Source organism: Acinetobacter marinus (assembly GCF_900096915.1).
Lineage (GTDB): Bacteria > Pseudomonadota > Gammaproteobacteria > Pseudomonadales > Moraxellaceae > Acinetobacter > Acinetobacter marinus.
This window is the reverse complement of record NZ_FMYK01000004.1, coordinates 83,574-102,670: the sequence shown is the minus strand read 5'-3', so window position 1 is coordinate 102,670 and position 19,097 is coordinate 83,574. Positions and strand designations below refer to the sequence as shown.

14 protein-coding genes, 1 tRNA gene and 1 pseudogene are annotated in these 19,097 nt (G+C 44.2%); 9 read left to right on the top strand and 7 right to left on the bottom strand.

Going from position 1 to position 19,097, the window contains the following annotated elements; translation table 11 throughout:
* Nucleotides 1–228 precede the first annotated feature (228 nt).
* Complete coding sequence (gene ettA, locus BLQ60_RS08775) at nt 229–1,890, bottom strand: energy-dependent translational throttle protein EttA (RefSeq protein ID WP_092619015.1); 1,662 nt, start codon at nt 1,888–1,890, stop codon at nt 229–231.
* Between the two features lie 320 nt (nt 1,891–2,210).
* On the opposite strand from ettA, the gene BLQ60_RS08770 reads away from it, so the two are divergent.
* From BLQ60_RS08770 to BLQ60_RS08745, 6 genes and pseudogenes are all read left to right on the top strand, one after another.
* The gene (locus BLQ60_RS08770) at nt 2,211–3,278 is read left to right on the top strand and encodes an amidohydrolase family protein (protein ID WP_092619553.1); all 1,068 of its coding nucleotides are present in this window, start codon (nt 2,211–2,213) and stop codon (nt 3,276–3,278) included.
* Between the two features lie 308 nt (nt 3,279–3,586).
* The gene (locus tag BLQ60_RS08765; RefSeq protein ID WP_092619012.1) at nt 3,587–4,474 is read left to right on the top strand and encodes an SDR family NAD(P)-dependent oxidoreductase; all 888 of its coding nucleotides are present in this window, start codon (nt 3,587–3,589) and stop codon (nt 4,472–4,474) included.
* A 236-nt stretch (nt 4,475–4,710) separates the two neighbouring features.
* The gene (locus BLQ60_RS08760) at nt 4,711–5,241 is read left to right on the top strand and encodes a YaeQ family protein (RefSeq protein WP_092619009.1); all 531 of its coding nucleotides are present in this window, start codon (nt 4,711–4,713) and stop codon (nt 5,239–5,241) included.
* 144 nt (nt 5,242–5,385) lie between these two features.
* The gene (locus tag BLQ60_RS08755) at nt 5,386–5,679 is read left to right on the top strand and encodes a cold-shock protein (RefSeq protein ID WP_092619006.1); all 294 of its coding nucleotides are present in this window, start codon (nt 5,386–5,388) and stop codon (nt 5,677–5,679) included.
* An 8-nt stretch (nt 5,680–5,687) separates the two neighbouring features.
* Entirely contained in the window at nt 5,688–6,260 is a 573-nt protein-coding gene (locus tag BLQ60_RS08750; RefSeq protein ID WP_092619003.1) for a nucleotidyltransferase family protein, read from the top strand.
* A gap of 66 nt (nt 6,261–6,326) precedes the next feature.
* Nucleotides 6,327–6,706, top strand: a pseudogene (locus tag BLQ60_RS08745) (endonuclease domain-containing protein).
* 91 nt (nt 6,707–6,797) lie between these two features.
* Here BLQ60_RS08745 and metH read toward each other — a convergent pair.
* Both metH and BLQ60_RS08735 read right to left on the bottom strand, forming a co-directional pair.
* Nucleotides 6,798–10,523: a methionine synthase gene (metH, locus tag BLQ60_RS08740; RefSeq protein ID WP_092619000.1), complete on the bottom strand. Its 3,726-nt coding sequence runs from the start codon at nt 10,521–10,523 to the stop codon at nt 6,798–6,800.
* Between the two features lie 221 nt (nt 10,524–10,744).
* A tRNA-Thr gene (locus BLQ60_RS08735) sits at nt 10,745–10,820 on the bottom strand.
* A gap of 239 nt (nt 10,821–11,059) precedes the next feature.
* Between BLQ60_RS08735 and BLQ60_RS08730 the strand changes: the two genes are divergently transcribed.
* From BLQ60_RS08730 to BLQ60_RS08720, 3 genes are read left to right on the top strand one after another with little or no spacing between them, the layout of a single operon-like run.
* Nucleotides 11,060–12,886 carry a monovalent cation:proton antiporter-2 (CPA2) family protein gene (locus BLQ60_RS08730; RefSeq protein WP_092618997.1) on the top strand — a complete coding sequence of 609 codons (1,827 nt, stop codon included), beginning with the start codon at nt 11,060–11,062 and terminating at the stop codon, nt 12,884–12,886.
* Nucleotides 12,887–12,908: 22 nt separating this feature from the next.
* Complete coding sequence (locus tag BLQ60_RS08725; RefSeq protein ID WP_092618994.1) at nt 12,909–13,514, top strand: hypothetical protein; 606 nt, start codon at nt 12,909–12,911, stop codon at nt 13,512–13,514.
* Between the two features lie 48 nt (nt 13,515–13,562).
* Complete coding sequence (locus tag BLQ60_RS08720) at nt 13,563–15,149, top strand: subtype B tannase (protein WP_092618991.1); 1,587 nt, start codon at nt 13,563–13,565, stop codon at nt 15,147–15,149.
* Between the two features lie 127 nt (nt 15,150–15,276).
* On the opposite strand, the gene ahr is transcribed toward BLQ60_RS08720, so the two are convergent.
* From ahr to leuD, 4 genes are all read right to left on the bottom strand, one after another.
* Complete coding sequence (gene ahr, locus BLQ60_RS08715; protein ID WP_092618988.1) at nt 15,277–16,293, bottom strand: NADPH-dependent aldehyde reductase Ahr; 1,017 nt, start codon at nt 16,291–16,293, stop codon at nt 15,277–15,279.
* A gap of 264 nt (nt 16,294–16,557) precedes the next feature.
* Nucleotides 16,558–17,637, bottom strand: coding sequence for a 3-isopropylmalate dehydrogenase (gene leuB, locus BLQ60_RS08710; RefSeq protein WP_092618985.1), 1,080 nt, complete (start codon nt 17,635–17,637; stop codon nt 16,558–16,560).
* 51 nt (nt 17,638–17,688) lie between these two features.
* The gene (locus tag BLQ60_RS08705) at nt 17,689–18,258 is read right to left on the bottom strand and encodes a hypothetical protein (protein ID WP_092618982.1); all 570 of its coding nucleotides are present in this window, start codon (nt 18,256–18,258) and stop codon (nt 17,689–17,691) included.
* A 124-nt stretch (nt 18,259–18,382) separates the two neighbouring features.
* A complete protein-coding gene (gene leuD, locus BLQ60_RS08700; protein WP_092618979.1) occupies nt 18,383–19,027 on the bottom strand; it encodes a 3-isopropylmalate dehydratase small subunit in 645 nt (214 codons plus the stop codon).
* Nucleotides 19,028–19,097: the final 70 nt, after the last annotated feature.

Sequence of the window (19,097 nt, the reverse complement as noted above, 5' to 3'; positions counted from 1 at the left end):
CAAGGTGTCGGATTAATTTTTGGTATATGCCCGAGTTTGCGACTGACAAAATGGCTTTGCCTACTTTCCCCGAAAGGAAAGTAGGTCGAACCGAAGGTTAATCCCGACTTATGCTTATAAACAGCAAGAACTTGCTTAAAAGATTCTGCTTTTTTATCTGACACCTAGATTAACTTAAACTTCCAATCAAAAAAATCCGCATCACTTGATGCGGACTTTTTTCACTATTTAACCACTGATTTTCTTGTACTTGGCACGTGTTGGACGTGCTTCATCACCGAGTTTTTTCTTACGGTAGGCTTCATACTCCGTATAGTTACCATCGTAGAATTCTGGCTCATCATTTTCAAAAGACAGGATGTGTGTCGCAATACGATCAAGGAACCAGCGGTCATGCGAAACCACCATCACTGTACCTGGGAAGACTAAAATCGCATCTTCGAGTGCACGTAAAGTTTCCACGTCCAAGTCATTCGACGGCTCATCGAGTAAGATGACATTGGCACCTTGCTGTAGAATCTTCGCCAATTGCAAACGGTTACGCTCACCACCTGATAGCTCGCCAACACGTTTTTGCTGATCTTGACCTTTGAAGTTAAAGCGACCGATATAAGCACGTGACGCAATCTCATAATCGCCGACTTTCAGGATATCCAAACCGCCAGAAACTTCTTCCCACACGGTTTTGTTATTATCCAAGGTGTCACGAATCTGACCGACATACGCCACTTTAACGGATTCACCGAGCGTCACAGTCCCTGTATCAGGTTGTTGCTCTTCAGTCATCATACGGAATAGTGTGGTTTTACCCGCACCATTTGGACCGACGATACCAACGATCGCAGCAGGAGGTACGGTAAAACTCAAGTTTTCATACAACAAACGCCCATCAAAGGATTTGCTGATGTTATTCACTTCCACCACTTTGTTGCCTAGACGAGGACCCGGTGGAATGTAAATTTCAGAGGTTTCATTACGCTCTTGGAATTCTTTCGAGTTGAGTTCCTCAAAACGCTCCATACGCGCTTTATTCTTCTTCTGCTGACCTTTGGCATTCTGACGCACCCACTCCAATTCCTTTTTCAAGGCTTTGGCAAATGATTCTTCTTGCTTCTGTTCTTGCTCTAGGCGTGCATTTTTCTGCTCAAGCCAAGCGGTATAGTTGCCTTGATATGGAATACCATGCCCACGGTCAAGCTCAAGAATCCACTCTGCAACATTATCCAAGAAATAACGGTCATGGGTAATCGCCACGATGGTACCTTGGAAATCTTTCAAGAAGCGTTCAAGCCATGCAACAGATTCTGCGTCCAAATGGTTAGTTGGTTCGTCAAGAAGTAGCATATCAGGCTTCGACAAGAGCAGACGACAAAGTGCCACACGACGACGCTCACCACCCGATAGCAAACTCACATCCGCATCCCACGCAGGTAGGCGTAGCGCATCAGCGGCTTGTTCAAGTTGGTTATTCAGGTTATGTGCATCCCATGCTTGGATAATGCCTTCGAGCTTCTCTTGCTCTTTGGCAAGCGCATCAAAGTCTGCATCTTCTGCCGCATATTCAGCGAATACTTCATCCAAACGTGCCAACGCATCCAGTGGTTCACGCAAACCATCTTCGACATTGCCACGCACATCTTTGCTTGGGTCTAGCGGTGGCTCTTGCTCAAGATAGCCAATTTTAATGCCAGTTTGCGCACGTGCTTCACCAGAGAAATCTTTATCAACACCTGCCATGATACGAAGCAAAGTTGATTTACCCGCACCGTTGAGACCGAGTACACCGATCTTGGCACCTGGGAAAAATGACAGGGAAATATTTTTGAGGATTTCACGCTTTGGTGGAACCATCTTGGACACACGATTCATCGTGTAAATATATTGGGCCACGTAGGACTCCTAAAGTTGTTCAACTCATGCCGTATCGATGATTGATGTTTTATCTAAATGTGAAAAATTCCACCAATAAAACGGCGACACATAAATGCCGACCATTATAGGAGAAATCGCCGTGAAGTGAAAACAAAGTTCGTCATTGGGCGTAGATAATCCCGCAACAACATATTTCCGAAATGGATTTTTATAAGCGCTTTCTTAGTATGAACAAAATTCATAACAGCAATGTGAATTGAATCATTTTATTCATCATCATTTCAGGTTTATAGTGAATAAATCAGGACGATCAAAAGAGCGCAGCCATGCCACAGGAAGTGATACAACTTAATTTCCCCATCATCGACCCGCATATTCACCAATGGGATCCATACCATACACCTCATGCCGCACAGCATTTGGTCAAATACTTTGGCAACTATCCACGTGTCATGGATAAGATGATGCGATTGGTCAAACCCAAAGCGCTGATCGACACCTTAGGGCTCACCGATCATGCACTTGCGCCCTATCTGCCTCAAGACTATAAACAGGATCTCGGTCATTTTAATGTCGAAAGCATCGTTCATATCGAAGCCAATTGGCACGATCACAAAGGCACTGGTGTGGTCGGTGAGACTCGTTGGATTAATCAATTGCCTTTTAATAAACAAAACATCCAATTAGGTGCCATCGTTGCCACAGCCGACCCGAGGAAACGTGATTTTAAGAAAATATTACAACTGCACCGTGAAGCCAGTCCGCAGTTTCGTGGTATCCGAAAAATGGCGTCTTTTCATGAAGATAAAGGGATTTATCGGTGGTGTGATCAAGCAGGACTGTACCGTGATAAAAAATTCCTCAAAGGCTTTGAGCAGATCGTCCGTCAAAATTTCACCTTTGACGCATGGTGCTACTCGACGCAGCTGGATGACGTGACTGCCCTCGCCAAACGCTTTCCTGAAGCCAAAATCATGCTCGATCATCTTGGCACACCCGCTGGACTATTTGGTGCCATCGGCAAATCTACAGGACAAACTGTACAAGCACGTCAAACAATCTTCGAAGATTGGCAAACCAAACTGGCGACACTCGCCGAATGTCAAAACGTGCATGCCAAAATTTCAGGTTTACTGATGCCTGTACTTGGACATGATTTTCATATCAAAGGACAAAAAGCCACGAAAATGCAGATCATCGAACGGCTACAGCCGATGATTGAGCATGCTATACAGGTATTTGGAACAGATCGCATTGTCTTTGCTTCAAACTTTCCGATGGATAAACCTAGCGCAGATTTAACCGAAATTATTGCCGCATATCTCGAAATGATTCAGCCTTATGGCGAGGATGCGATGTTTAAAATCTTCCATCAAAATGCCAAGAATTTTTATCAAATTGCCTAAAGGACATTGAGCAGGCTTTGTCCAAAGATTTTTTACAAACAATTTTACAAATTTTGCATGCGCTTTGTTCAATTATGGAAAGAGATTAATTGACATTCACTCAAGGATTTAGCTAAATATTAGAGTAAGCACTCTAGCCAATTTAGAGTAATCGCTCTATATAAATTATTATTTTTCATACATTTAGAGTAGATCACCTAGAATAATTTGGCTATTATATCTACAAGAAATAAGTGATCATGCCCAATCAGGAGTCTGGTGCATGACCACACCGTAAAAATTGAACCATATTCACTGTAGGACGCATTATGAACACCAAGCTGCAAAAACAACTGATTAAAAAAGTCGAAGGTAAAAATATCGTCATCACTGGCGCATCCAGTGGTATTGGCTTGACTGCCGCCAAACAGCTTGCCAATGCTGGAGCGCACGTAATCCTGTTGGCACGTACCAAAGAAAAACTTGATGAAGTCAAAGCGGAAATCGAAGCGGAAGGAGGCAAAGCCTCTGTGTTCCCATGCGATTTGAATGACATGGACGAAATCGATCGTGTCTCTAAAGAGATTCAAGCCTCTGTCGATCATGTAGATATTTTGGTGAATAATGCGGGGCGCTCGATTCGCCGTGCGGTGCATGAGTCAGTCGATCGTTTCCATGACTTTGAACGTACCATGCAGCTCAACTACTTTGGTGCGGTGCGTTTGGTGCTAAATCTACTGCCAGATATGATGAACCGCAAACAAGGGCAAATTATCAATATCAGCTCAATCGGTGTATTGGCGAATGCAACTCGCTTCTCTGCTTATGTTGCCTCAAAAGCGGCACTGGATGCGTTTAGTCGTTGTTTGTCTGCCGAAGCCTTGGCGCACAAAATCGCACTGACGTCGATCTATATGCCACTTGTGCGCACGCCGATGATTGCACCAACCAAAATCTACAACTACGTGCCAACACTTTCTCCTGAGCAAGCGGCTGACTTGATTGCGTATGCGATCGTGAAACGTCCGAAGAAAATTGCCACGAACCTTGGACGTTTGGCGTCGATTACTTATGCCATCGCACCAGATATTAACAATGTCTTGATGTCGATCGGTTATAACTTATTCCCAAGCTCTACCGCATCTGTCGGCAAACAAGAAAAGTTAAACATCATGCAAAAAGCCTATGCTCGCTTATTCCCAGGTGAACATTGGTAATCTGATCGATTTTCATGACCAATTGATCTGCTCAAGCCATCTTCGGATGGCTTTTTTGTTGGCAATTCATTTTTTTCGATTGAATCACCTCTACACAGATTGATTGCGATGAATCATCAACCGCAGAAAGTCATATATTAAAACCCTCTACTAAAACCCTCTAGTAAAATCATGCTAAAAATGCCACATTTCAGATCAAAATTCGTTATGCTATGCGCAAATTTGAGGATAAGCGCATGGCATTAAAAGCGACCATTTATAAAGCAGATTTAAACATTGCTGATATGGACAACCACATCTATAGTGATTTTCAGCTGACTTTGGCACTGCATCCCTCTGAAACCATTGAGCGTTTGATGGTGCGAATTTTGGCATTTGCACGTTTTGCCGATGAAGCATTGGAATTTACCAAAGATTTATTTGAAACCAATGAGCCTGCGCTATGGCAAAAAGACCTGACAGGTCAATTGCAGAAATGGATTGAAGTCGGTAGCCCTGATGAAGATAAGGTAAAAAAAGCCAGTGCTCGCTGTGATCAAGTCGCAGTGATTACTTATGGCAGTGCTGTCGCAGAATGGTATAAACGCAGTGCAAAGCTGAAAACTTTGAAAAATGTCGAAGTGTGGCAACTCTCCGAAAACACTACAGCCGAAATTCAAAAACTCTGTGAACGCACCATGCAACTGCAACTCAACATCATGGATGGTGAATGGACATTAATGGGCGGTGATCATCAAGTTGTAGTTGAGTGGACACAGTTACAATGATCAGTTGAATAACTGCTCATAATTAACTGCTGATTTTGAAGTGACACGCTTTGCTTTATAATGTTTATTTGCAACGCCTTTCGGTTTTTCAGACCATATAAACTCGTCGTTAAACTTTAATCGCCAACCATCAAGGAAATCGCTATGAAATCTGAATTTCATCAAGGTCGCATCAAACAATACAATGCCGATCGTGGTTTTGGCTTTATTGATGGGCTTGAGCAGGATATTTTCTTTCATATTTCTGACTTTCCACTGGCAGATGGCGAGCCGAAGCGTAATGAACGGGTGAAATTTATCGTGATCGAAAATGAAGATAAATTGCGTGCGATCCGCATCGAAAGAGTACAAGATCAATCGGCAAAAGCCAAAAAAACCAGAGTGGTGAAAAATAATACCTCGATTACTTCGGCGTTGTTGTCGAATTTTAAGAAGTAGAGGATGCGATGAGTAAAAACACCTTAGAAAAAGTAGAGTTAATGATTGAAACCATTAATAAAATTCATGCTGACTTTTCTCAAGATTACTTTGATACTGGACGTATTGAAAAGGTCAATTTGTCCAAAACTATTGCTCGTGTTCCTTATCCACACATCACCAAATACCGTTTAAATTTGCATGAAAGTATCAACGACTATTTGATCAAGAATAAAACAGGTTTTTTACTGCAATATTATTATCGGGTTAAAACGCTGGAAAGCATTGACGATAAAATTTCTCGATTTTCAGAAAATACAGACCAATATCCAGTGAATAATTGGCTCAACGATATTTTTGGTGCGAGAATCATCGTCAACACTGCCGAAGTCGATGCCATCAGCGAGCAGTTAGATGAATGGCAAGAAAAGTATGGATTAAAGAATTGGTATTACCGTGATAAAGATGGCTATCGAGGACTACATATTTACTTTAAGAACAAATCAAATTTTTACTTCCCATGGGAGTTGCAAGTGTGGGATGAGAAGGATGAGCTCAGTAATATTGAAACCCATGAAAAATATAAGCGGACGTTTGTGTAATATCTCATTCTCGATTTGCAATGATTTTGGTTTGAATTTAAACAAAAAATCACAGTGACTTAAACAATGCAACCGTATAAAAAAACATTAAAGCAGGCTTCACGTGATTTACGCAAAAATATGACCGATGCAGAATCGTTGCTTTGGTCAAGATTGCGTCGAAAGCAAATTTTAGGTGTACATTTTATCGACAAAAACCGCTTTTGAATTTCATTGTAGATTTCTACTGCCCGATAGCCAATTTAGTCATCGAATGTGACGGTGGTCAGCACTACACAACTGAGGGGTTGGATGCGGATCAAAATCGAGATCATGCCTTAAATGAACTCGGGCTTATAATTCTTCGATTTAGCAATAGACAGATTTTGGCTGAAACGGATGCAGTAGTGCATGAAATTTACCGAATTGTTCAGCAGAGATTAGAATCCCACCCAACCTCCCTTTGAAAAAGGGAGGAGTTCTCCCAACTCATTTAATCACATGACAGCCCCCTCCTTTTATAAAGGAGGGTTGGGGAGGATTCTAAGAGTTAAAAAATCAAGAAACCGAATCATCCAAATTCGGACCTAACCACCGCTTCGCTTCATCCAACGTCCAACCTTTACGCTCGGCATAATCCTCTAGCTGATCTTGCGAAATTTTACCGACATTAAAGTATTCACTCTGCTTATGTGAGTAATAGAATCCACTCACACTCGACGGCGGAATCATGGCGAAGTGTTCGGTCAGTTGCGTGCCGATCTGATTCGTCGAATCTAACCAATCAAATAGCACCGCTTTTTCCGAATGTTCAGGGCATGCAGGATAGCCAGGCGCAGGACGAATGCCAACGTATTTTTCTTTGATCAAGGCCTCATTATCAAGATTTTCATCTGCTTGATAGCCCCAATACTCTTTACGAATCAATTCATGCAGATGCTCAGCAAAGGCTTCAGCAAAACGATCACCCAAAGACTGCGCTAGAATCGCCGAATAATCATCACCTTTGGCTTTGTATTCATTTGCCATCTCTTCCACACCGAAGACCGACACGGTAAAGCCACCCAAATGATCGGTTTGCTGATCAGAGGTGCTAATAAAATCCGCCAAAGACAAGTTCGGTTTACCAGTTACCTTATCCGACTGCTGACGCAGATGTTCAAAGCGGTGCGTAACATTGCCCGCTTCATCATAGACCGATACGGTATCTTTGCCAGTGCGTTTTGCAGGGTGAATGCCAAATACCGCACGTGCATCAAAGCGTTTATTCTCAATGATGTCTTTGAGCATGCTTTGCGCTTGATTGTACAAGTCAGTTGCTGCTTCACCAACCACTTCATCTTGTAGAATTTTCGGGAATTTCCCTGCAAGACTCCATGAAATAAAGAACGGTGTCCAATCGAAATACGGTACCAATTTTTCTAATGGATAATTAGTAATGATCTGCTGTCCAACGAAGTTTGGCTTCGGCGGTACATATGCATCCCATTCAACCTTCAAGCCATTGTCTACCGATTCTGCATAAGACAGTTTGGCAGCTTTCGGTTGTTTGTTGGCAAGGCGTTCACGGATTTTTGCATATTCTTGGCGTTGTTCCTCGATATATGCACCGCGCATTTCTTTAGAAAGTAATGTCGTTGCCACACCAACGGCACGAGAAGCATCCGCCACGTAAATCACTGCATCATTTTGATATTGTGGTTCAATCTTCACTGCGGTATGTGCTTTAGACGTGGTTGCACCACCGATCAATAATGGCAAATGAAAGTCTTTGCGTTGCATTTCTTTGGCAACGAAAACCATTTCATCCAAACTTGGCGTGATCAAGCCTGACAAGCCGATGATGTCACATTTCTCATCAATCGCCGTTTGTAGGATTTTCTCCGCAGGCACCATCACACCGAGGTCAACAATGTCATAGCCATTACAACCCAAGACCACGCCAACGATATTTTTACCAATATCGTGCACGTCACCTTTGACTGTCGCCATCAGCACTTTCCCTTTGGACTGCCCTTCTTCTTTTTCTGCTTCGATGTACGGATTCAGCCATGCCACTGCTTGTTTCATGACACGTGCCGATTTCACCACTTGCGGGAGGAACATTTTGCCCGAGCCGAAAAGATCGCCGACCACATTCATGCCGTCCATGAGTGGTCCTTCGATCACATCAAGTGGACGTTTAGATTTCAGGCGTGCCTCTTCGGTATCTTCATCAATAAAGCTGGTAATGCCTTTGACCAGTGCATATTCAAGGCGCTTTTCGACAGGTTGATTACGCCATTCCAGATTTTCTGCTTCTTTGGCGGCACCGCCCTGTCCACGATATTTTTCCGCCACTTCAAGCAGTTTTTCAGTCGCAGCTTGTCCCTGATTTTCATGTGAAGAGCCGCCCTGATTTTGGTTGAGAATGACATCTTCAACTGCATCTTTAAGCTCAGGGGAAATTTCATCATAGATTGCCATTTGACCAGCATTCACAATGCCCATGGTCATGCCTTGCTTGATGGCATAGTACAAGAACACCGAGTGAATCGCCTCACGCACAGGCTCATTACCACGGAATGAGAACGATACGTTCGACACACCGCCTGAGATCATCGCATTCGGTAGGTTTTGTTTAATCCAACCTGTGGCCTCGATAAAGTCCACGGCGTAATTATTGTGTTCTTCAATCCCTGTTGCGACTGCAAACACGTTCGGGTCAAAAATAATATCTTCCGATGGGAAGCCCACATCATTGACCAAGACCTCATAAGAACGCTGACAAATTTCTTTTTTACGCTGTGCCGTGTCTGCCTGACCATCTTCATCAAATGCCATGACAATGATTGCCGCACCATACTGACGGCATAGACGTGCCTTTTCCACAAACTCGTCATAGCCTTCTTTTAACGAGATCGAGTTGACGACGGCCTTGCCTTGTACGCACTTCAAACCTGCTTCGATGATTTCCCACTTCGAGGAGTCAATCATGATCGGTACACGTGAAATTTCAGGTTCTGAAGCAACCAAATTGAGAAAATGCACCATGGCATTTTCTGAATCGAGCATCCCCTCATCCATGTTGATGTCGATGATCTGTGCACCCGATTCGACTTGTTGCTGTGCCACTTCGAGTGCTTCAGCAAAGTTTTCCTCACGGATTAAACGTAAAAATTTCTTCGAGCCTGTAACGTTGGTTCGCTCACCGACATTGACGAATAATGAATCATCATAAATATTAAATGGCTCTAAACCACTCAAGCGACATGCAGGTTTGATGTCTGGGATTTTGCGAGGCGCAATGCCTTCAACCGCATTGGCAATCGCACGGATATGGTCAGGTGTCGTCCCGCAGCAACCGCCTGTGATATTGATCAAACCACTTTCGGCAAATTCTTTTAAGAATGCGGCGGTCTGCTCTGGCGTTTCATCATACTCACCAAAGGCATTCGGCAAGCCTGCATTCGGGTGCGCGGAGACAAACGTATCCGCCACATCTGCAATGGTCTTGATGTGTGGACGCATTGCATCTGCACCGAGCGCACAGTTAAAACCGATGGATAATAAGTTGCCATGACGCACCGAGTTCCAAAAGGCTTCCGCCGTTTGACCTGTCAAAGTACGTCCAGATGCATCGGTAATTGTCCCCGAAATCATCATCGGGAGCTCACGACCAATTTGCTTAAACACCTCTTTGACCGCAAAGATCGCCGCTTTACAGTTCAAGGTATCGAACACAGTTTCGATCAGGATAATATCCGCACCGCCTTCGATTAAAGCATGGGTCGCTTCGATATAGTTTTCTTTTAACTCATCAAAGGTGATATTACGAAATGCAGGATCATTGACGTTCGGCGAAATCGAACAGGTACGTGATGTCGGTCCAAGTACCCCAGCGACGAAACGAGGCTTATCAGGTGTGGAATATTTTTCACAGGCAGCTTTAGCAAGACGAGCCGCTTCACGGTTAATCTCAGGGACGAGGTCTTCCATGTGATAATCCGACATGGAAACTCGTGTACCGTTAAAGCTATTGGTTTCGATAATGTCTGCACCTGCATCGAGGTACGCTTCATGAATGCCCTGGATAATCTGCGGTTGGGTCAGGACTAATAAATCATTATTGCCTTTGAGGTCAGATGCCCAGTCTGCAAAACGCTCACCACGATAGTCTTCTTCTTCGAGCTTATGGCGCTGAATCATCGTCCCCATCGCACCGTCAATAATGAGAATACGCTTGGCAAGAAGTTCTTTTAAAATCGCAGTTTGAGGTGAAGCCTGTAGTGCAGGATTAGACATGCAAATCGCTCGCTAAAATTAACTGTAACAAACCGTTAAGTTTAACAGAAAATCACCCGCTTGCGCAGACTTGCAATTGACGGAACAGTCCTAAGTGCATCGTAAAATTGATGCAAACCATGATTTAAAAAATGGATAGTAATTTGAAAAAACAACTATAAAGACAACTTTTGGGAATCGCTTTTAAAAAAGTTTTTTGAATATAAAAGGAAATAAAGAAATGGTGCCGGCACACGGATTCGAACTGTGGACCTACTGATTACAAGTCAGTTGCTCTACCAACTGAGCTATGCCGGCATCGTGAACGATATGTTTAATATTTAAAACATATTCATTATTGTGCGGTGCATTTTAGCGATTTTGTGATTTCGGTCAAGTCGATTTTTAGAAAAATGAGCCAGACCAAAGCGCATCACTGAAACATACCAATCAATAGAAAACGCTGTGATCTATGCGACATATTTGATTCAGGTTGTGCATCATATCCGCTTCAGATTACACTGCATACAAAGCAAAATTGAAATGGAATCATCCCTATGAGTGCCGAAGCACACGCCTTTAGTTTAGTTTCACCCGTTGTGTTGCTGGCGGCTGCGGTGATCGCCGTACCGATCTTTAAGAAAATTGGGCTTGGCTCTGTATTGGGCTATTTGATTGCGGGGCTGATCATTGGTCCTTTTGGATTTGCATTTTTCTCTGACCCCGAAGCCATTATCCATGTCGCTGAGCTGGGTGTGGTGATGTATTTATTTATCATCGGCCTAGAAATGCAACCCTCACACCTGTGGAATTTACGCCGTGAGATTTTTGGCTTAGGCTCCTTGCAAATCTGTCTGGCGGCGTTCGGTTTGACAGGGGTCGGCTTGATGTTTGGCTTTAGTTGGCAAGTGTCTTTCATTGGCGGTGCGGGCTTTGTGCTGACCTCAACGGCGATTGTGATGCAATTGCTTGGCGACCGTGGTGACATTAGTCAACCTCGAGGGCAAAAAATCGTTGCGATTTTACTATTCGAAGACTTATTGATTGTGCCCTTGCTGGCACTCGTGGCCTTTATGTCACCGATCCAAGTCGTTGAAACAACAGCAGATCGCTTCAAAGACATTGGCACTGCGCTGGTCGCTGTGGCAGGTTTAATTGCTGCGGGCTATTGGTTACTTAATCCATTGTTTCGTTTGCTTGCGGCAGCCAAAGCCCGTGAGGTGATGACTGCAGCAGCGTTATTGGTGGTGCTTGGTGCGGCACTACTGATGCAAGTTAGCGGTTTGTCCATGGCAATGGGCGCTTTCTTGGCTGGGGTTTTATTGTCGGAGTCAACCTTCCGTCATCAGATCGAAGCGGATATTGAACCATTTCGTGGCATTTTGCTCGGTTTATTTTTCTTGGGCGTTGGTATGTCGCTCAACTTAGCCGTGGTACAACAAAACTGGCAACTGATCGTCAGTGGTGTAGTTGCGCTGATGTTGATGAAATCTTTAATGATTTATATCGTCGCGAGACTGACCAAATCTAACCATTATGATGCGCTGGATCGTGCCTTGATCATGGCGCAAGGCGGTGAGTTTGCTTTCGTACTGTTTGCTGCAGCTGCCAGCGCCAAAGTGATTGACGCCACTGTACAATCCAATATGACTGCCATCGTGGTCTTGTCGATGGTACTCACCCCGATCCTCAGCATTGCATTCAAGCGCTTTACCGTGAATAAAGATGAGCAATCTTTAGATGGGGTGACTGTTGCGGACGGATTATCGGGTAGTGTGTTGGTGATCGGCTTTGGGCGATTCGGTCAGGTCACCAGTCAACTGCTCTTGGCTCGTGGCGTGGATGTGACCATTATCGATACCGACATTAACATGATCCAAAGCGCAGAAAAATTTGGCTTTAAAATTTACTATGGTGATGGCACTCGGCTGGATATTTTGCATGCCTCAGGTGCAGAGACGGCTGAAGCGATTGTGGTCTGTGTTGATGATAAAGACGCCACCAATAAAATTGTCGATCTTGTCCAACATGAATTTCCATTGTCAAAATTACTGGTCCGCGCCTATGACCGTGAACATGGCTTACATCTGGTCAAGCAAAATGTCGATTTCATCATGCGGGAAACCTTTGAATCTGCAATGCGCTTTGGCGAAGCGGTACTCACGGAGCTTGGTGTCGATGAACGAGATGTCGCCGAAATTAGTGACAACATCCGTGAGCGTGATCGAGTCCGTTTTGAAACAGAAGTGGCTGCCGATGATGTCTATGCTGGGGTCGGCATGCAATATACCCAGCGCAAACCTCGCCCCACTGCGCCATTGGTACAACCGCAACAAGATGCCAAAATCCTCAATGACACATCAACGACAACGCAAAATGATTAGGGAACTTGGCAAGGGAGTGCCGATGAAATTATCTCACTTCGCCCTATTCACTGCCTTAGTCGCCCCCTTGCTGATCGGGCATGCCAACGCTGCTGAAACCGAATCTCAAAAAGAGCGCTTATTCAAACAGACGGTTTCACAGTTTATTCAACTAGCATCACAAGGCGATATTGCCGCAATCAATCGGCAAATGATTTATCCGCCGTATGGCATTATTGATGTATATCGCATCGGTGTACCCAACACCTTCACGATCGTGCCTCAGATCTCAGAAGAAAAACTGAAAGAGTGGTCAATTACGCAAACTATTCTGAGTGTTCAAGCCACGACACGCCCCTTACAAGAAGGTTATGTAGAGTACGACTGTGACAACATCGCTTGGTCTGATCATGGATTATTTATGAGCAAACAACTGCATTATCCATTGCCCTCAGACATTCAGGATTTCTACATGCATAATGAAGGTGCATCTTATCCCCCTGAGTCTCAATCACAAATCAATAATATCGAAGCCAATAGTATCCGCCTTGTACAAACGCAATCTGATTTTATTGGTTATTTTACTTGGATCAATCAGCGCTGGTATCTCACCCTAGTTGATCGAGTCACCACAGATTGTAGCGCTTAAGTACTTCTTAGCACTACCATAGAAAATTGCCATAGAAAGAGAGCACCTATGACATCTCACCAAAAACATCCGATCCCGTTCAAACTGAGTCTACTCTGCTTGAGTACGGCACTGCTTGGCAGTGCGTGCCAAAGCACGATACATGAGACAGCCAACATCAAGACCTCATCGCCACAGTCCAGCCAACAATCATCAAAAAGCACCGATGTGCTACGTTTTGACTCAAGCAAATATACCACTCAAACGCTTGAAGTTGATGGGAAAAATATCCAAGTGCGTGCCTATGAAAATATTTCCTATGTGCGCAAGCCTGTCGAACCTGATTATCAAGTCATGAATATCTATATTCCTAAAGCCTATTTCCAAGGGCAAAGTATCAATGGCTTTAATGCTCAAACAGCACCAATATTTTTCCCCAATCAAGTCGGCGGTTATATGCCTGCTAAGCCAGCAACCGCAAAACCGAGTGAGCAAGGTCCTGATGCAGGCAAAGCCTCAACCGTCGCACAAGCCTTGGCACATGGTTTTATCGTCGCCTCTGCGGGCGCACGTGGTCGCACTCTACAAAGCAACGGTCAATACACAGGCAAAGCCCCTGCTGCGATTGTCGACTTAAAAGCCGCAGTACGTTATTTACGTTTTAATGATGATGTGATGCTTGGTAATGGTTGGCAAGTGATCTCCAATGGTACCAGTGCAGGTGGCGCACTGTCCGCATTACTTGGCGCCAGTGGCGATAGCAAAGATTATGCACCTTATCTGGAAGCACTTGGCGCAGCGAAAGGCAGTGACCGTATTTTTGCTGTCTCCGCCTACTGTCCGATTACCATTTTGGAACATGCCGATGCGGCGTATGAATGGCAGTTTAATGGTATCAATGCCTATAAAAAGATGTCGATCAACATGCTCGATTACAAGGTAGAGCGCAAACTCACCCCAGGCACTCTAAGCACTGCTGAACAACAGGTTTCCAATGACCTCAAAGCACAGTTTCCTGACTATTTAAATCAGCTCAAATTACATACCACATTTAAGCAACCGTTGATCCTTGGGCAAGATGGTCAAGGCACATTTTTAAAACTAGTACAGTCTTATGTGCAACAATCCGCACAAAAGGCATATCAGCAAGGCGCCAACATCACCACCGATATGGGCTTTGAAAAAAGTGGCTCAACGGTCGTGCTCAAGGATTACCAAAAATATCTAAGCAACTATATGGGACGGCAAAAAACGCCACCTGCCTTTGATGCCCTCGATTTATCCAGCGGTGAAAATCAACTCTTTGGCACAGCTTCGATTGATCAACGTCACTTTACCGTCTACGCAATGCAACATAATCAAAAAAGTGATGCACAGATGGCAGATGCACAAACCATTCAGCTCATGAATCCAATGGCGTATATCGACCAGCCTGATGCACAGACTGCTGTGCACTGGCGCATTCGACAAGGCGCAAAAGATGCCGATACCTCGCTGGCGATCCCTGTGATTTTGGCAACGAAACTAGAGAACTCAGGAAAATCGGTGGATTTTGAAGTGCCGTGGGCGCAAGGTCATGGTGGCGATTATGATTTAGAGGAGCTTTTTGCTTGGATGAAACGTGTCAGCACAATCACAGCGCATCATCAGCAATAAATTCAGCCCAACCGCCTCATCGTCATGACCTAAATCAAACGAAAATGCGACCAAGACGGTCGCATTTTCATATAGTCAAACTCATTACAGGATGGATGACCGATTAAAATCATCCTTTAAAATTCATTTAAAAATCATTTTTCAGCACCACACGATAGCGTGCCTTGCCCTCACGTACATGCTGAATCGCCGCATTAATGTCTGACATGGCAAATTCCTCAACAATCGGTGAAATCTCTTTTCGGGCAGCAAACTCCATCATGGTACGAAGCTGTACAGGCGAGCCAGTCGGTGAACCTGATACACCCTTTTCCCCAGAAATCAACGCAAAGGCTTGAATATCCAAAGGTTTGAGCACCGCACCGACCACATGCAATTTGCCTTGTGGCTTGAGTAAGCCCAGATAAGCATTCCAATCCAATGGCACATTCACGGTAGACACGATCAAATCCAAACTGCTTTTTGCATTTTTAAAGGCTTTGGGATCGGTTGAGTCCAAAATCTGATGCGCACCCATCTCTTTAATCGCCTCATATTTATCAGGATTTGAGCTAAATGCCGTCACTTCACAGCCCCACGCATTAAAAAAACTGAGTGCCATATGCCCCAAACCACCGACACCAATTACCCCGACTTTATGTGATGCATTGATACCATGTTGCAGTAGCGGTTGAAATACGGTAATCCCGCCACACAGTAATGGGCCTGCTTTGGCTAGATCCACACCTTCAGGCATCGGGATCACCCATTGCCACTGCGCACGGACTTTGTCAGCAAATCCGCCCATATGCCCTGCAATGGTTGCTTTGGCTTGTTCGCAGACATTGGCATGACCGCCGATACATGGATTGCAGTGTTGACACGATTCTGCTGTCCAGCCCACTCCGACCATTTGACCGATACTCAAACCCTTACAATCTTCACCAAGCGCAACGATTTCACCGATGATCTCATGTCCTGCAACCACAGGATATTTACTAAAACCCCACTCATTATCAATGACGGACAAATCCGAATGGCAGATGCCACAGTAATGAACTTTGACTTCAACCTCATCATTTTTTAATGCACCCGCATCAAAATCATAGCGTTCAAGTGCTTCGCCCGCCTGTTGTGCCGCATAGGCACGGATGGTATTTGACATTGAGAAACTCCTTTGCAATTTATAAGCAATTTTTTTAAGCATTTTTAATTGATGCTTCTGAATACATCATCCATATTAACAATGCTTTAGAAAAAGTTGCGATGAAATTGTTGTGATCATGAAAAATATTTGACAATCAACCGCTGAACTAAAATCATGATCCATCATGATTTACAACGATCTGCCACAAAAAAAGCCACCATCAGGTGACTTTTTGAGTAATACATTTTAAACAGTATTTTAAAAACAGTCTTCTCTACACATTTATGCCAATGCCGATACGACTGCTTCGCCCATAGCTTTGGTGCCGATTTTTTGCATACCGTCTGACATGATGTCTGCAGTACGCAAGCCTTGATCGAGCACTTTGCCCACTGCATCTTCAATGGCTTTTGCAGCCGTTTCTTCACGGAAGGTATAACGGAGCATCATCGCCACAGACAGGATTGTTGCCAATGGATTTGCCAGATTTTGACCCGCAATATCAGGTGCAGAACCGTGACATGGCTCGTACATACCCTTACCATTTTCATCGAGTGACGCAGATGGCAACATACCGATTGAACCCGTCAGCATCGCCGCTTCATCAGACAGAATGTCGCCGAATAAGTTGCCCGTAACCATTACATCAAACTGTTTTGGCGCTTTGACCAATTGCATCGCCGCATTATCAACATACATGTGTGATAGTTGAATATTTGGATAATCTGCTTGTTGCATATCGGTCACGGTTTGCTTCCACAGCTCTGTGACTTCAAGCACATTGGCTTTATCGACTGAACAGACTTTACCACCACGCAGTCCAGCCATTTCAAAGGCAACTTTGGCAATGCGTTTGATTTCTGACTCTGCGTAAACATCCGTGTTGTAGCCTTGTTTTTCGCCATTTTCCAGTTCACGAATGCCACGAGGCTGACCAAAATAAATGCCACCAGTCAACTCACGCACAATGAGTATATCCAAGCCAGCAACGATTTCAGGCTTAAGACTTGAAGCATCAGCAAGTTGTGGATACAAAATCGCAGGACGCAAATTGGCGAATAAATTCAATTCGCTACGGATTTTGAGTAAGCCACGTTCAGGACGAATCGAACGCTCAATGCTATCCCACTTTGGACCACCGACCGCACCGAGTAGAATCGCATCCGCTTTTTTCGCTTGTTCGCTAGTGACTGCTGGGTAGGGTTCGCCATGTGCATCAATCGCAGCACCGCCAAGCAAACCATGCTCCCAAGTCAGCCCGAGATTGAATTTTTGATTGACAGCAGTTAACACCTGCTCTGCTGACGCAACGATCTCTGGACCGATACCATCACCAGCCAAAATTAATATATGTTTAGACATGTCTTCGTCCACAATGGTGAAATATATAAAATTAAATACTAAAAGAATGAATTAGATGGATTGCTCAACAAAATCATTCAAGCCCTTACCAATCTCCGAGCTTCGGCAAAAACGGCGCAATGGAATATCATCCTGCAATAAATCAATACACAGTTTACTCGGCGCGGCAACGGCAAGTAAAGATTGATCTTGCTGATCACGCTGACGATACATATGCAATTGATATTGATGGTTTGGCTCAAACTTGTGAATCAAATGAAAGCGCTCCGCACGCTCCACAGACACAGGATAAAACCGTACAGCAATCTCGTGATCCCCTACTGGCAAAGACACCGCATATTCGTGTTGCCAAGAAAAAACCGAGCCTTCGATCCGCACCAAGCCTTGTTCAATGGCTTCATTGCTCGGCCGCTTGGTTTTTTCATCAATGACCAATACATTATCGATGCGTTCAAAATCACAACCTTGCTTGGCTTGGCATGCCAAATACACCGTGGCAGTGTCAGGCATACTGTTTTGCAGAATCTTGTAACCATCCATAACTTGGTGCGTCGTTTGCTGGCACCCGACTAAACCGAGCCCCATCACTGCAAACGCTGCAAACCGAAACGCACCTGTCATTGTAAATTACCCATCTATAACTTGAACAAAGTGATCATATTTGTCACATACTAACAAGTTGTGACAAATATAGCTACGTTGTTTCAAGATCGCTTTGTAACGCCTACCAAGTCACGTTAATACTTTACAGTTCTTTAAAGATCCACGGGCGTGTTTGCTTGATCTGATTTTCAAAGGCATGAATGTCATCTGAGGCTTGCAAGGTCAAACCGATGTCATCCAAACCATTGAGCAAACAATGTTTACGGAATGAATCGACTTCAAATTTAAATGCCTGACCCGATGGTGTACGCACTTCTTGCGCATCTAAGTCCACCGTCAACTGATAACCTTCATTGGCTTCGCATTCTTTAAACAATTGATCAACTTCTTGCTCTGTCAAAATCACAGGCAACATGCCATTTTTAAAACTATTGTTAAAGAAAATATCGGCAAAACTTGGCGCAATCACGGTACGAAAACCATATTCGCTGAGTGCCCACGGCGCATGCTCACGACTCGAACCACAACCAAAATTGGTACGTGCCAATAGAATGGTTGAGCCTTGATAACGTGGCTGATTCAAGACAAAATCAGGATTTTTCGGGCGCTTGCTAATGTCTTGCCCGAGATAACCTTCGTCCATATAACGCAATTCATCAAATAAATTATCACCAAAACCAGTACGTTTGATCGACTTCAAAAATTGCTTTGGAATAATCAAATCGGTATCGACATTGGCACGATCTAAAGGTGTTACGACACCTTGTTCAACTGTATATTTTTGCATGGCTTAACCCTAAAGAATTTATTCACTTTAAATCTCCCCTAGCCCCTCTTTATTAAAGAGGGGAACTTCC